Origin of the sequence: Georgfuchsia toluolica, assembly GCF_907163265.1 — a bacterium.
Lineage (GTDB): Bacteria > Pseudomonadota > Gammaproteobacteria > Burkholderiales > Rhodocyclaceae > Georgfuchsia > Georgfuchsia toluolica.
Map to the genome: position 1 here is coordinate 70666 of NZ_CAJQUM010000001.1, position 13517 is coordinate 84182.

Sequence of the window (13517 nt, forward strand, 5' to 3'; positions counted from 1 at the left end):
TTGCCGAATGCCACTGGATTCCCCCTTCGCATGAATGGCAAACGCATGAAATGCATGCTTAAGTGAGTGTCATTCTGTTCAGAACCTGATAATGGCAGAAGCAAGCTGACTGCTTTTTCCAGGATGAATGATCCCCTAATCCCAAAGATTTACCGACCCCAGCATTCTGTCATAGCCAGTAAATTTCCACTTTGCCGGATTTTCAGCGGACACAATTTTGTCGTGTGCGCCAAAGATCGAAAGATCGACGATTTCCGGCGGCAGGTGCAGGTTCGATTTGGTCGAGAAAAATACCCGCACCTTGGGCGTCAGCAGCGACTTTTCCGTCTGGTCGACGACAATACCGAGCCGGCCCGAGTGCAGGCGCACCAAAGAGCCGATGGGATAAATACCCGTGCTTTTGGCAAAGGCGCGAAAGACAACTTCATCGAAATGGCCCGCCGACCATTCCGCCATTATGCGCAACGCTTCGCCGGGATCCCAGCCTTTCCGGTAAGGCCGGTCTGACGTAATGGCGTCATACACGTCGCACACTGCGCTCATCTTGGCGAACAGTGAAATCTGCTCATTCTTCAAGCGGCGCGGGTAACCATTGCCTTCGACCTTCTCATGATGATGCAGGCAAACATCCAGCGCCACCGCGCTGATGTTTCTGCCTTCGAGCAAAAGCCTGTGCCCTTCTTCGGGATGGCTCTTGATCAGCGTGAACTCTTCCTCGGTAAGTTTATCCGGCTTGTTGAGCACCTTGTCGGGAATCATCATCTTGCCGACATCGTGCAACAGACCGGCAAGACCCGCGTCCATCGTTTCGATTTTACTGAGGCCCAACTGCCTTGCCAGCGCCACCATCAGCGCACACACCGCCACCGAATGCATGTAGGTGTACTCGTCCTTGTTCTTGATTCGCGCCAGGCTGATAAGCGCTCCCGGGTTGCGCAACACCGAATCACTTATCTCTTCAATCAACGGCAGCGCCTTCCCGGCATCCAGCGCTTTACCCATGCGGGCTTCGAGAAACATCGACACAACCGCTTCCTTGGATTTGGAAATGATTTTTGCGGCGCGTTTCATTTCTTCGGCAATGGGAACAGGCCCAATCTGCCTGGCTGGAGCGGCGGCAGATACAAGCGCTTTCTCGATTTTGTTCTTCGCCTCCTCCCTGGCTTGATCGGCGGGAACATCCAGGCCCCTGGCGGTATCAATCCAGACTTCCTGGATGCCGAAATCGACGATAAGCCCAATATCTTTCGGATTCTTGAGCAAAAAAGCACTGCGCCAGAAAGGGTGTTCCATCCAGGCGCCGCAAAACCCATGCAGGAACATCCCCGTGCGCAGATGTTTGACGCTGATTCTTTTTAGCATGGTGACTTTAACGGTCGTTGCCTGCAAAAACTTTACCCCGGCGGCAAAGCTGCCCCTATCTAAACTTCGCCAACCGGTGAATTCCTGATTACAGGAAAGCCGAGGGTGCTGATGGTTTTTCAGTGCTGAACTCATTGCCTTGCGTGATCCTGCCAGCACAATGGATGGCCCGTTGCTACGACCTGGGTAAACAGGAAATCCTTGCCGCTTTAGCGCCGGGCTGTTATTTCAAAGTCATTCACATAAGGTGACGATGTCATGCCATCAATGGAAATCGCTTCATGGCAAGGGTATGTCTGCGTGCGGTACCACATCTATGACGCACGTGGCAAGCGCTATACAACCGTGGAACTCGTCGTCGATGCGCAACCCATCGCCGCCGAACTCCTGGTACTTATGGCGCACGCGGACGACGAAGCTATGCGAATCCTGGCAAATGAACTCGAATTCAGCCAACGCGTCAAGACAACCGACGTAATGTTCGCACGGTTCGTAGACCTTCTTCGCGAACCTAATGAAGCCGCTAAAGTCGAGTTTCACAACTTCATGGTCGACCTCGCCCAACACAATATCGGAAGGGTTACTGGAGGTTGGGGGCATTCGCCACGAAATTATCCCCTTGCCGTTCAAGCGTAAGGTTGGCGCGAAACTCTATTTGAACTTTGCCGACGGCAGCGACATACAGATCAGCGATGAAAGACCTTTTATCGAATTGGGTGGGACGCCGATCTACTTGGAGGATTTTTCGTGACGCCCGGGTCATCAGGGCACGTGAAGCTACGGCAGAAATTCCGCACTGCAATGCCGATGGATTACGCCGCGCGGTGCCGCTTCATATGTGCCTGCATCGTTCATGCGTGTTTGCCGGCCTTCGCCGGTTGCTCGAAAGTACTCCACAACTTCGGGGCTGTATCGCACTGTTACTGCTACCTTGGTTGGCTGTTTTTGCGGGTCACGCTGGCCGGGCAGTCGAACTTTACCCTTCGTCATGTTTGTCACCATAACGACAGGAAATTACTCGGGCGCTGTCATTGCGCTCCATCCATACCAGGAAGACTACGCGATTGCGAAACCAGCCCAAACTTTGCAGGCGCTGTTCGCCGTAATGCTTGCGCTCATTTTCCACCATGACCATCGGGGCATCGAAAACACAAGCGACCTCAGCCAAATCAATGCCGTGATCCTTGAGATTCCTTTTTCGCTTGGGTTCGTCCCAGGGATCATGGGCCATTGTCGTTACAAAAAGTTACCCATGTCATGCTTTTCGTAACTACAGAATAATTCTGGACATTACGATTGTTTCTGCTGCATCGTACCCAATCAATGCGCGTTTCGTGCCAGCGCCAACATCATCTCCAAACCCTGCTGCAGGGGTTTTTCCAACGCTGCACTCATCTGCGGCAATACCAGCAACAGCACGGCAAAACCCAACAACAGCGTTATGGGGAAGCCGATCGAGAAAATATTGAGCTGGGGAGCGGCCCGTGTCAGTATGCCCAAGGCAAGATTGGCAATGAGCAGCGCCGCCAGTATCGGTAGCGCCAGCATGAGTCCGATCGAAAACGTCTTGCCACCCCACTGCACCAGGGTCAGCCACAGCGCGGAGCCGAGCGGGTCGGCTGAAATCGGCAGTACCTGAAAGCTCTCCGTCAGTGTGGCAATCACCAGTAGATGCGAGTTGGTGCCGAGGAAAATCAGCGTCATCATGATTCCCAGGTATTGCGAAATCAACGCCGTGTCCGCAGCGTTCTGCGGATCGAAGAAGGAGGCGAAGCCCAAGCCCATTTGCAAGCCGGTCAGTTCCCCGGCGAGATCGACCATGGCGAATACGATACGCATGGTGAAGCCCATGGCGGTCCCGATCGCGATTTGCTGTACCAATATCGCCATGCCGCTTCCCGACCAGAGTTCCACAGCCTGCGGCGGCCCGGCGAGGGGGGCGATGATGATGGTGATGAGCAGGCCGAGCGCAATTTTGAAACGGGCCGGGATCACCTCATTGCCGAGCACCGGCACGGTTGCGATGAGCGCCAGTATCCGTGCCAGTGGCCAGAGCAGGCCGGTTAGCCAGGCGTTGAGCTGAACTTCGGTGAGGGTGATCACTTATTAAGGTTCAAGTTGCAAGGGGCAAGTTGCAAGGTTCGAGCGTACTTGTGGCTTGAAGGCGCGTAGTGCCGCTCTTGCATCTTGAATTCGCTACCCGATCATCCACGGTATTTCCTGAAACAGCCGGCGCGTATAGTCCACTATCAGATTGATCATCCAGGGACCGGCAGCCACCAGTACCACGGCCATGACCAACAGTTTTGGAATAAACGAAAGCGTGGTTTCATTGATCTGGGTGGCGGCCTGGAATATGCTGACCAGAAGTCCGGTCACCAGTGCCGCGAGCAGCAGCGGCGCGGCCAGCAGCATGGTCATCTCCAGGCCGTTCTGGATCAGCGTCTGTACGCTTTCGGGGGTCATACGTAAAAACTCTGCACCAGCGAACCGATGAGCAGGTTCCAGCCGTCGACCAGTACGAACAGCATGATCTTGAAGGGCAGGGAAATGATTACCGGCGAGAGCATCATCATGCCCATGGACATGAGCACGCTAGCCACGACCATGTCGATGATCAGGAAGGGAATGAAGACGACGAAGCCGATCTGGAATGCGGTCTTCAGCTCGCTGGTGGCATAGGCCGGGATCAACACCCGCATCGGAATCTGTTGCGGCTCGGTGATGTCGGACGTGTTGGCAATGCGCAGGAACAGGGCGAGATCCGGCTCGCGTGTCTGGCGCAGCATGAATGTCCGCAACGGCTTGCAGCCGAGATCCAGGGCCTCGCCCATGCCGATCCGGTTTTCGAAGAAGGGCTGATAGGCCTCGGCGTAGATCTTGTCGATGGTTGGCGACATCACGAAAAATGTCAAAAACAGGGAGAGGCCGATCAGCACCTGATTGGGCGGCGAGGTTTGCGTCCCCAGCGCATGCCGCAGTAATGACAACACGATGATGATGCGGGTAAATCCCGTCATCATCAGCAGCACTGCCGGCAAGAAACTCAGTGCCGAGAGCAGGACCAGTGTCTGGATGCTGAGGCTGTAGGTTTGTCCGCTGGCGGCGGATTTCGTCACGGTCAGGGCGGGTAGCTGGCTCGACGCTGCGAAAGCTGATCCTGCGAATACGGCGGCGGTCAGTGCCAGTATCAATAGTGACAATCGTCTAGCCATTGCGCCCACGCTCAAGGGTTTGTTTGAGCCAGCCGGCAAACTTGTTGTCGCTCGAAGACGGGTGTGGAACGTTGCTTATCGGTACTGCTGGTTTTGCCATGGAGTGCAGGGCGGTGACATGGCCCGGCGCAACGCCGATCACCAGCCATGTGGCGTCAACCTCAACCAGCACCACGCGTTCGCGCTGACCAACCGCGGTGGCACTCACCACGCGCACGGCGCTGCTGGATGCGGTCTGATGTGGATTCAGACGCTTCATCAGCCAGGCCACTGTGGCGACCGCTGCCAGCACCAGCACCAGGGATGCCCCAACCTGAAGCAGGCTGCCAGCGGAAACAATGGGCGCTGGCGGTGTTGCCACCGGATGCGTCAACTCGGCGCTCGCGTTCCACGACAGCGTTGACAGACCTGTCAGTGCCAGTTGCCTGAGATTTACCATTTCTTGAGTTTCCGGATGCGCTCCGACGGCGTGATGATGTCGGTCAGCCGGATGCCGAACTTGTCGTTCACCACGACCACCTCGCCCTGCGCGATCAGGCAGCCATTGACCAGCACGTCCATCGGCTCGCCGGCCAGACCGTCCAGTTCCACCACCGATCCCTGTGCCAGCTGAAGCAGGTTCTTGATGGCGATCTTGGTACGTCCCAGCTCAACTGTGAGCTGTACCGGAATATCCAGAATCATGTCGAGATCATTGAGGCTTTCCGGCTTGGTGTCGGAGGGACTGAATTGCTCGAGCATGCTGGCTTTCCCGGAGGCTCCCGCGTCACTTTGTTCCGCCATGGCGCTGGCCCAATCATCAGCGGCGGGGATTCCTTTCATCACTGCTTCAGACATGATTTATTCCTTCCAGAACTTGAAACCAGGGCATGTGTAATTGAAATGAGGGTTGTGGTAGAGACAGCTTCATGCTGCCTTTTCCTGTAGATCATTACTGCGGTGATCGATCATGCTTTGGACCTTGAGCGCATATTGGCCGTTACATACACCGTAGCGGCATTCCATCACCGGCACGCCATCTACGGCGGCGTGTATGCTTTCGGCAACGTCGAGTGCCACGAAGTCTCCGACTTTCAGGCCAAGAATCTGTTTGAGGGTCAGGGCGCCATGGCCCAGGTTGGCTACCAGTTCAACCTCAGCCGTCTGCACTTCACGCGAGAGCAGCTTGACCCAGCGCTTGTCGGCTTCCATGTGGTCGCCTTGCAAGCTGCTCGAGAGCAGATCGCGAATGGGCTCAACCATCGCGTAGGGCAGGCAAATATGGAACTCGCCGCTCACGCTGCCCAGTTCAATCATAAAAGTGTAGGCGAGGACAACTTCGTTGGGCGTGGCGATATTGGCAAAGGTGGTGTTCATTTCCGAGCGCAGATACTCGAACTCGACCGGATAGACGGATTGCCAAGACTTGGAGAGGTTTTCAAACACCACCTGCAGCAAGCGCTGGATGATGCGCAGTTCGGTCTGGGTGAATTCACGGCCTTCGATCCGGTTATGAAAGCGGCCATCGCCGCCGAACATGTTGTCTACCACCAGAAATACCAGGGTGGGATCGAAGATAAACAGCGCCGTTCCCCGCAGCGGTTTGATCTGCACCATGTTCAGATTCGTCGGTACCACCAGATTGCGGACGAATTCGCTGTATTTCAGAATCCGTACCGGACCAACGCTGACCTCGGCGGTACGCCGCAACAGGTTAAACAGGGCGATCCGGAAATGCCGGGCGAAACGCTCATTGATGAGTTCCAGCGTGGCCATGCGCCCGCGGACGATACGCTCCTGAGTGGCCAGGTTGTAGGTTCTGATGCTGCTCGTGTCATGTTCCTGCGGCTCATCGTCGGGGTCTCCGTTAACGCCCTTCAACAGGGCATCGACTTCATCCTGGCTAAGGAATTCTTTTGTCATGATGGCGGCGCGCTACTGAATGAGGAAGGAAGTGAATATGACCCCGATGATGTTCGAGTCCGCCGGCGCTGCGGCGGTTGTTGCCTCTGCGACAGCAGGGGTTTCCGTCCCTGCTGCTGAAACAGCAGCGGCTACAGAGGGAGCATCCACTGCAGCGATCTCGGTAATCGGAATCTTGGGAACGTCCGTGGCACCGGCGTCTTGGGACGGGACACTTGTCGCGTCCGGTTCCAGTACCCGGCTTACCTCGGCCCGAATTTCGCGGCTGAGCTTGTCCTTACCGCTGGTTGTTGTCAGCTCGGAGGCGCATTTGCTGGATAACAGGTACAGCAGGCGATTGCGAACTTCCGGCATGAAAGTTTTTAACTTGTCGGCTGTGGATTCTCCAGAGACCTTCAGGCTCATGCCAATCTGTAGAAACTGATCGCTGCCTTCATCCTGGAGATTCACGGTGATGTTTTCGAGCGGGACGTAAATTGGCGCCGATTCCTTTTTCTGCCCTGGTTCGTCAACCTTCGTTGCATGCTCTTGGCTCATGAGCCAAGAGGCGCCGCCGCCTACGGCAGCAAGCAATGCAAGTACGGCAATGATGAGTGGAAGACGCTTGCGCCGCCGTACGGGCTTCTGCTCTTCATCGACACTGATTTTAGGATTTGCGGTAGTAGCGGTGTTCAAGATATTTCCTTGCTAGTCTGCTGATTCAGGCAAAGGTATCCAGCAGCGCGCTGCCCTGGCCAATCGACGGTGGTATCGCCTCGATAGCGCCGGGTTTTCCGGATGACAGCGTAGTGAGTTTTTTTGCGGCGGGGGAGCCCTGTTCGGGCGCCTGTTGCCGCGGGAACGACTCGCTGCCCACGGTTGCATTGCCAAGCGTAATGCCGGCTTCGGCCATCAGCTCCCTCAGCCGCGGCATGGAGTTCTCGATGGCTTCACGCACCTCCGCATGCGGGGAGGTGAAGTGCAACGTGGCATTTTGCCCAGCCTGCTGCTGGTCCAGCGTCAGGCGCAGCTCAATGGGGCCCAGGTTCGGTGGATTGATGCGTATTTCCGCAATCTGGTTCTGCTGGCTCTTCATCCATATGACCTGCTGGCCCAGCTGGTTATTCCAGTCATGGCTGCCGAGCGGTGCCGATATATGCATAAGTCGTATCGGTGATGGTTCGCTTGGAGTCGATACGGGGACCAGCATTGGGGCAACGCGATCCATCGGCGTTGTGTTGAAAGTCGTTGCCTGAATAGCCTTTTTGTCCGGAATGGCAATTGCTACCGCGGTCGAGCTGTACTCAGTTTGCAAAACGAAACCGGGATGGACTTGCGGTGCTTCTGCCTCGTTGGCGCTCTGTTGGACAACTGCATCAGTAATTGATGCAGTTGACGACGCGGACTTGGGGGCGATGGTACTGGCGGCAGGCAAATCAATCGACTCGGTGCCATCCGCAGTCTTTGCGCCAGCTTCCTGCTGTACCGGCATGAAGTTGACAATGATCGGTCCGGCAACTTCAATGCCGGGTTCCGTCATATCGCGTGAAGCGTGGGGATTTGGGGAAGGCGTTTTTTGATCGTCGGCACTGACAGTGGCGGGCAATGCCGATGCAGTTAAAGGTGGCAGGTCAGTTTTGTCCGCGAATTTTTGGTCTTTCGCGTCCGTACCTGTAACTTTGAGCGCCGCCGGTATCGTCCGGCTGCTTCCACGTGGCAGCGCCCGGGCGAGCAATTTGGCGAAATTTTCGCTGGCAATATCGGCGGGCACGTCAGCCTGGAATTTCCCATTCTGGGTCTCGGCCCCGGGCGCAACGACGGACCTCGCGGAAACGATCGGTGAAGAAATCAAATTGCTGAGTTGCAGGTCCATGGGATTTACCGGCTTTCGTTATCGAGGCCCGCTGTTACTCGCCATTTGCCAGCCTGGCGTGAGCCGTGGCTGCATATTCGTCATGTTCCTTTTGCTCCCTGAGTCCTTCTCGCCGTGAAACGACTTTGTGATGGCGCTGCGACAGGATGTCGTAGGACATGAGGCGGCGCTGTTGCGCCTCAAGTTCCTGACGTGACACAGCCGCCAGCCGCTGCCAATGCGCCACAACCTCTGATTGCTGCTTAACGGCCAGATCCAGCTTGTTCATGAATTCCTGATAGTTTCCCCAACTGACCGGGCTGATGCCTTGCTGCAAGGATTTCTGAAAATTTGCCAAGTAGTCGAGCCGATAATCAGCCAGCATTTGCAGTTTTTGCGCTTCCGCCTGCTCGCGCGTGAATGAGCGTCCCAGGTTACGGACTGCGGTATTGGTGTGGGACTTGGCCAGGTCCAACAAACTTTGCAAGCTGAAAGTATTATTCATGGACATGTTTCCGTTACCCCATCTGGCGTGTCGTTAAATAGCGGCATCAGTTTTTTCAGGCTGTTGGCATAGTTCTCGCGTTGATTCATGTCCTGGTGCAGAAATTCCTCCAGTCTGGGCAGCAGGGCGATCGCCTGGTCGAGTTGCGGATCCGATCCGGTCTGGTAGGCGCCGACGCTGATCAGGTCGCGGCTGCGCTGATACCTTGCATAGAGCGAACGAAAGCGCCGTATCTGCTCGGAATGCCGCGGATCAACCAGGGCGTTCATCGCCCGGCTGATGGAGGATTCGATGTCGATGGCGGGATAATGTCCCTGATCCGCCAGGGTCCGCGACAGGACGATGTGCCCGTCGAGAATGGCGCGGGCCGAGTCGGCGATGGGATCCTGCTGATCGTCGCCCTCGGTCAGTACCGTATAGAAGGCCGTAATCGAACCGCCATTGGGGCCGCCGTTGCCGGCCCGCTCGACCAGTTGCGGCAGGCGCGCGAATACCGACGGCGGATAACCCTTGGTCGCCGGCGGTTCGCCGATGGCGAGCGCGACTTCTCGTTGTGCCATGGCATAGCGCGTCAGCGAATCCATGATCAAGAGCACGCTCTTGCCCCGATCGCGAAAGTACTCGGCAATGGCAGTTGCATACGCTGCGCCCTGTAGACGCAGCAGGGGTGAAGTGTCGGCCGGCGCGGCGACGACCACCGAGCGGGCCATGCCTTTCGCGCCGAGGATGTTTTCGATGAACTCCTTGACTTCGCGGCCACGTTCGCCGATCAGGCCGACCACGGTTACATCCGCGTTGGTGAAACGCGCCATCATGCCGAGCAACACGCTCTTGCCGACGCCGCTACCCGCGAACAGCCCCATGCGTTGACCGCGTCCGATGGGGCACAGGGCATTGATGGCGCGCACGCCAACGTCGAGCGGCTCGCTGATGGGCTCCCGTTCCAGCGGGTTGTAGGGACGGCTGTGCAGCGGCACGCCCCCTTCAAGATTGAGCGGTCCCAATTTGTCCAGCGGACGTCCGGCGCCATCAAGCACGCGGCCCAACAGGCCCGCGCCGACGGGCATCTGTTTGGCCTGGTCCATCGCGCGCCGGCGCGGGATATAGGGTGTACCGATTTGCGGCACGCGCACTGGCGGTTCAATGGGAATCACCTTCGCTCCCGGCGCCAGTCCGTACACTTCATTGGTCGGCATCAGGAACAGCCGCTCGCCGTTGAAGCCCACCACCTCAGCTTCCATGGTATTGCCATTCGGCAGCAAAATATGGCAGCCGCTGCCGATCGCAAGTTTGAGTCCCACCGCCTCCAGCACCAGTCCGGCGACGCGCGTCAGGTGACCGCTCAACTGCAAGGGGCTTGATTCCGCTACCGTGCGGCTGCATCCGGACAGCAGAGCCGTCCAGCGCCGGCTGTGTCCGCGAAAGGAACTGGTGACGATGTTGCCGTTCATGACGCTGGTTCTCCTTCCACCACGGCATCATTGACAGGATCGCAATACCAGACTTCGTTGCGTGCCAGAACCGCGGCCATGCGCTGCCAGCGGATCGGCAACGTACCGTCAATTTCTATGCTGGCGGTCTGCACGCGGCAACCGCCACGTTCGATCGACGAGTCTTCAATCAGCTTCCACTTGGAGTGCGTCAGTTGCTCGCCGATATGGGTACGCACCAGCTCGGCGTCCTTGGGATTGAGCAGGAGTTGGGCGTGCTCGCCGAACGGCGGCAGCGATTGCATGGCTTCCTTCACCACTTCTACCACCAGCTCCGGGTGCTCGGTCAGTCTGTTGCGCAACAATTGGCGCGATATTTCCAGCGCCAGGGTAACCAGGCTGTTCGCCACGCCTTGATCGAAGCGCCGCAGTTCGCGATTGAGATCGGTCATCAGCGAGCGCAGGTGGCTCAATTCAAGGGCGACTTGTTCCTCGCCTTGCTTATAGCCCGCGGCGTAGCCTTCAGCGCGGGCCTGCTCGTGAAGAGCTTCATGCTGCGTTACGGTCAGCAACTCGGTCCTGGCCTCGCCGCGTCTGTTCTGGTTAAAGTCATCCATCTTCCAGAACTCGTAGGCGGTGAGCTGCTCTTTCGGAATCAGGGGAGCGTCGCTAGACATAGGTTTCTTCCCCCTTGCCGCCGATGACAAGCTGATCTTCATCGGCCAGTTTGCGCACGATCTTGAGGATTTCCTTTTGTTCCGCTTCCACCTCGGAGAGACGAACCGGGCCCTTGGACTCCAGATCGTCGCGCAACATTTCGGCGGCGCGCTGCGACATATTCTTGAAGATCTTTTCGCGCAGCGGCTCGCTCGACCCCTTGAGGGCAATGAGCAGCGACTCGGATTGCACTTCGCGCAGCACCAGCTGCATGCCATGGTCATCCAGATCGATCAAGTTCTCGAACACGAACATCTCGTCCTGAATCTGCTGAGCAAGCTCGGGGTCATGTTCGCGTACGCCCTCGATGACCGATGCTTCCAGATTGGTGTTGATGAAATTGAGGATTTCCGCTACGGTCTGGACGCCACCCATGCGTGCTTTCTTGAGATTGTCATTACCCGAGAGCAACTTGGTCAGCACATCATTCAGTTCGCGCAGGGCGGCGGGCTGTATGCCGTCGAGCGTGGCGATGCGCAGCACCACGTCGTTACGCATGCGTTCGGTGAAGTGGCCAAGAATTTCCGATGCCTGATCGCGATCCAGATGAACCAGAATGGTGGCGACGATTTGGGGATGTTCATTCTTGATGAGATCCGCTACCGCTGCGGAATCCATCCATTTCAGGCCTTCGATGCCGCTGGTGTCTCCGCCGTGCAGGATGCGCTCGATGATCCCGACCGCGCGGTCGTCGCCCAATGCCTTCTTCAGCACGTTGCGGATGTAATCGTCCGATGCCAGGCCGCCCAGGGCCTGCTCGCCGGCTTCGCTGCGAAAGGCGTCGACCACTAAATGGATTTTGTCGCGGGTGACATTCCTCAACTCCGCCATGGCCTGGCCAAGTTTTTGCACCTCGCGCGGCGCGAGATGCTTGAACACTTCGGCGGCGCCATCTTCGCCGAGCGACATCAACAGGATGGCGCTGTTCTGAAGGCCTTCGCTACTCACCTGCTGCCACCCAGTTCTTCACCACGTTCGCTACCAGCTTGGGTTCCTGTCGGGCCAACTGCTTGACCATCTCCAGATTCTGATCTGGACTGGAAATCATCTGCGTGATCGTTTGCCCGTCTGGCGTAATGACCGGTGGAAGGGCCTTTACGCGGGCCTGGGCGAGTTCCTTGAGCAGCGGACGCAGCACGCTGAGCACCAGAAATATCGCCACGCCGGCGATCAGCAACTGTTTGCCGATATCCTTGGCTTGCTGAATAGTGGACGGCTGTTTCCAGAACGGAGTTTCTGATACGACTTCCTGCTCAGGAATAGTAAAAAGGCTGTTGACCACATTCAGCGTATCGCCGCGCTCCTTGTTGTAGCCCATGGCCTCCTTGACCAGGTCGGTAATCTGGCCCAGATCCTGCGCGCTCAGCGCACGATAGCTCGCCTTGCCCGCCGTGCTGGTCACCTTGCGATAGTTAACTACCACGGCGGCGGAAAGGCGTTTGATGCCGCCAAAGGGCTGTTGGACGTGGCGAATGGTCTTGTCAATTTCGTAGTTGATGGTCAAGTCCTTGCGCGAATTACCCGAGGTATTGCCGACCGCTGCCGCAGCACCGCCTGCTGCCGTAAGCGGTGCGCTGGCCGAAGCAGGGGGCTGATTGCTGAGCGCGCCGGGCACGCCGCCGGGTTGGGCGCCAGTGCCGGAATTCGATTCACTGGTCTGCTGGCTGCGGATCACTGCCTCTGCCGGATTCTGATTGGGCTTGTAGGTTTCCTCGGCTTTTTCGATTTGCGAGAAGTCGATATCCGCCGTGATCTGTGCGCGCACATTGGCACCGCCGACCAGTGGAGCGAGAATAGACTCTATCCGTTTCGCATAGGACTGTTCCAGGTCCTGCACATATTTGATCTGCCCGGGGTCGAGGCCGTGATTGCCGGCGTTGTGCTCGGTGCTGAGCAAGTTGCCGTTCTGGTCGATGATGGAAACATTTTTTACCGACAGGTCGGGGATACTGCTGGAAACCAGATGCGCGATGGCGCTGACCTGGTCCGGCTCCAGATTACGTCCCGGATGGAGATTGACAATGACCGATGCGGTCGGCTTCTGCTGTTCACGATAGAAAACCGAGGGTTTAACCAGGGCCAGATGCACCCGTGCGCCGGCGACCGCGGACAGCGACTGGATGGAACGTGCCAGTTCGCCTTCCAGTGCGCGCTGGTAATTGACTTGTTCGAGGAACTGGCTGGTGCCGAACTTGGGGTTTTCCATCAGTTCGAAACCGACCAGGCTGCCCTTGGGCAGTCCCTGGCTGGCCAGCCGCAGCCGCGCCTCATATACGAAAGGCGTCGGCACCAGAATCGCGCCACCGCCTTCGGCGAATTTGTAGGGAACGTTGGCCTGCTGCAATGCGGCGACGATCGCGCCGCCGTCACGGTCGGAAATATTCGAAAACAGCACGCGGTATTCGGGCGCCTGACTCCAGGTCCAGGCGCCAAACATCAGAGCGACGAATGCAGCCAGCCCGATAAGCAGGCCGAAGCTCGGCATGTTGGCCGGCCCCATCAGGTTTGGTAACCGTGCGACCAGCGATTTCTTTTCAGTCGTCATTGGCTTGCTC

The 13517-nt window shown here is 57.4% G+C and carries 17 protein-coding genes; 1 reads left to right on the top strand and 16 read right to left on the bottom strand.

Annotation, left to right across the window (positions count from 1 at the left end; genetic code table 11):
• Positions 1-135: 135 nt before the first annotated feature.
• Entirely contained in the window at positions 136-1362 is a 1227-nt protein-coding gene (locus K5E80_RS00340) for an HD-GYP domain-containing protein (RefSeq protein WP_220634283.1), read from the bottom strand.
• A 258-nt stretch (positions 1363-1620) separates the two neighbouring features.
• Here K5E80_RS00340 and K5E80_RS00345 point away from each other — a divergent pair, with 258 nt between their 5' ends.
• Complete coding sequence (locus K5E80_RS00345; RefSeq protein ID WP_220634284.1) at positions 1621-1998, top strand: hypothetical protein; 378 nt, start codon at positions 1621-1623, stop codon at positions 1996-1998.
• A gap of 141 nt (positions 1999-2139) precedes the next feature.
• On the opposite strand, the gene K5E80_RS00350 is transcribed toward K5E80_RS00345, so the two are convergent.
• The 15 genes from K5E80_RS00350 to fliF form a co-directional block, all read right to left on the bottom strand.
• Positions 2140-2364, bottom strand: coding sequence for a BrnA antitoxin family protein (locus tag K5E80_RS00350; protein ID WP_220634285.1), 225 nt, complete (start codon positions 2362-2364; stop codon positions 2140-2142).
• On the bottom strand, positions 2339-2593 hold the full coding sequence (locus K5E80_RS00355) for a BrnT family toxin (RefSeq protein ID WP_220634286.1): 255 nt from the start codon (positions 2591-2593) through the stop codon (positions 2339-2341). Before K5E80_RS00355 ends, K5E80_RS00350 begins: the two co-directional genes overlap by 26 nt.
• 89 nt (positions 2594-2682) lie before the next feature.
• Entirely contained in the window at positions 2683-3465 is a 783-nt protein-coding gene (gene fliR / locus K5E80_RS00360; RefSeq protein WP_220634287.1) for a flagellar biosynthetic protein FliR, read from the bottom strand.
• A 93-nt stretch (positions 3466-3558) separates the two neighbouring features.
• On the bottom strand, positions 3559-3828 hold the full coding sequence (fliQ, locus tag K5E80_RS00365) for a flagellar biosynthesis protein FliQ (protein WP_220634288.1): 270 nt from the start codon (positions 3826-3828) through the stop codon (positions 3559-3561).
• A complete protein-coding gene (gene fliP / locus K5E80_RS00370) occupies positions 3825-4577 on the bottom strand; it encodes a flagellar type III secretion system pore protein FliP (RefSeq protein WP_220634289.1) in 753 nt (250 codons plus the stop codon). The genes fliQ and fliP overlap by 4 nt, the downstream gene beginning before the upstream one ends.
• Positions 4570-5016: a flagellar biosynthetic protein FliO gene (gene fliO / locus K5E80_RS00375; RefSeq protein ID WP_220634290.1), complete on the bottom strand. Its 447-nt coding sequence runs from the start codon at positions 5014-5016 to the stop codon at positions 4570-4572. The genes fliP and fliO overlap by 8 nt, the downstream gene beginning before the upstream one ends.
• The gene (fliN, locus tag K5E80_RS00380) at positions 5010-5414 is read right to left on the bottom strand and encodes a flagellar motor switch protein FliN (protein WP_220634291.1); all 405 of its coding nucleotides are present in this window, start codon (positions 5412-5414) and stop codon (positions 5010-5012) included. The genes fliO and fliN overlap by 7 nt, the downstream gene beginning before the upstream one ends.
• A 69-nt stretch (positions 5415-5483) precedes the next feature.
• Complete coding sequence (gene fliM, locus K5E80_RS00385; RefSeq protein ID WP_220634292.1) at positions 5484-6479, bottom strand: flagellar motor switch protein FliM; 996 nt, start codon at positions 6477-6479, stop codon at positions 5484-5486.
• Positions 6480-6491: 12 nt separating this feature from the next.
• On the bottom strand, positions 6492-7154 hold the full coding sequence (locus tag K5E80_RS00390; protein ID WP_220634293.1) for a flagellar basal body-associated FliL family protein: 663 nt from the start codon (positions 7152-7154) through the stop codon (positions 6492-6494).
• Between the two features lie 25 nt (positions 7155-7179).
• On the bottom strand, positions 7180-8331 hold the full coding sequence (locus tag K5E80_RS00395; protein WP_220634294.1) for a flagellar hook-length control protein FliK: 1152 nt from the start codon (positions 8329-8331) through the stop codon (positions 7180-7182).
• A 34-nt stretch (positions 8332-8365) separates the two neighbouring features.
• Complete coding sequence (gene fliJ, locus K5E80_RS00400) at positions 8366-8815, bottom strand: flagellar export protein FliJ (protein ID WP_220634295.1); 450 nt, start codon at positions 8813-8815, stop codon at positions 8366-8368.
• Positions 8812-10266, bottom strand: coding sequence for a flagellar protein export ATPase FliI (fliI, locus tag K5E80_RS00405; protein WP_220634296.1), 1455 nt, complete (start codon positions 10264-10266; stop codon positions 8812-8814). The genes fliJ and fliI overlap by 4 nt, the downstream gene beginning before the upstream one ends.
• A complete protein-coding gene (locus K5E80_RS00410) occupies positions 10263-10922 on the bottom strand; it encodes a flagellar assembly protein FliH (RefSeq protein WP_220634297.1) in 660 nt (219 codons plus the stop codon). The genes fliI and K5E80_RS00410 overlap by 4 nt, the downstream gene beginning before the upstream one ends.
• Positions 10915-11910: a flagellar motor switch protein FliG gene (gene fliG / locus K5E80_RS00415; protein WP_220634298.1), complete on the bottom strand. Its 996-nt coding sequence runs from the start codon at positions 11908-11910 to the stop codon at positions 10915-10917. Before fliG ends, K5E80_RS00410 begins: the two co-directional genes overlap by 8 nt.
• A complete protein-coding gene (gene fliF / locus K5E80_RS00420; protein WP_220634299.1) occupies positions 11903-13507 on the bottom strand; it encodes a flagellar basal-body MS-ring/collar protein FliF in 1605 nt (534 codons plus the stop codon). Before fliF ends, fliG begins: the two co-directional genes overlap by 8 nt.
• Between the last annotated feature and the right edge of the window lie 10 nt (positions 13508-13517).

What these genes read in the sequence shown, in the direction of transcription:
- fliI (WP_220634296.1), bottom strand. Translation starts at nt 10,266, where the DNA reads ATGAACGGCAACATCGTCACCAGTTCCTTTCGCGGACACAGCCGGCGC.
- fliM (WP_220634292.1), bottom strand. Translation starts at nt 6,479, where the DNA reads ATGACAAAAGAATTCCTTAGCCAGGATGAAGTCGATGCCCTGTTGAAG.
- K5E80_RS00345 (WP_220634284.1), top strand. Translation starts at nt 1,621, where the DNA reads ATGCCATCAATGGAAATCGCTTCATGGCAAGGGTATGTCTGCGTGCGG.
- K5E80_RS00350 (WP_220634285.1), bottom strand. Translation starts at nt 2,364, where the DNA reads ATGGTGACAAACATGACGAAGGGTAAAGTTCGACTGCCCGGCCAGCGT.
- fliP (WP_220634289.1), bottom strand. Translation starts at nt 4,577, where the DNA reads ATGGCTAGACGATTGTCACTATTGATACTGGCACTGACCGCCGCCGTA.
- fliF (WP_220634299.1), bottom strand. Translation starts at nt 13,507, where the DNA reads ATGACGACTGAAAAGAAATCGCTGGTCGCACGGTTACCAAACCTGATG.
- fliO (WP_220634290.1), bottom strand. Translation starts at nt 5,016, where the DNA reads ATGGTAAATCTCAGGCAACTGGCACTGACAGGTCTGTCAACGCTGTCG.
- K5E80_RS00355 (WP_220634286.1), bottom strand. Translation starts at nt 2,593, where the DNA reads ATGGCCCATGATCCCTGGGACGAACCCAAGCGAAAAAGGAATCTCAAG.
- K5E80_RS00395 (WP_220634294.1), bottom strand. Translation starts at nt 8,331, where the DNA reads ATGGACCTGCAACTCAGCAATTTGATTTCTTCACCGATCGTTTCCGCG.
- fliN (WP_220634291.1), bottom strand. Translation starts at nt 5,414, where the DNA reads ATGTCTGAAGCAGTGATGAAAGGAATCCCCGCCGCTGATGATTGGGCC.
- K5E80_RS00340 (WP_220634283.1), bottom strand. Translation starts at nt 1,362, where the DNA reads ATGCTAAAAAGAATCAGCGTCAAACATCTGCGCACGGGGATGTTCCTG.
- K5E80_RS00410 (WP_220634297.1), bottom strand. Translation starts at nt 10,922, where the DNA reads ATGTCTAGCGACGCTCCCCTGATTCCGAAAGAGCAGCTCACCGCCTAC.
- fliQ (WP_220634288.1), bottom strand. Translation starts at nt 3,828, where the DNA reads ATGACCCCCGAAAGCGTACAGACGCTGATCCAGAACGGCCTGGAGATG.
- fliJ (WP_220634295.1), bottom strand. Translation starts at nt 8,815, where the DNA reads ATGAATAATACTTTCAGCTTGCAAAGTTTGTTGGACCTGGCCAAGTCC.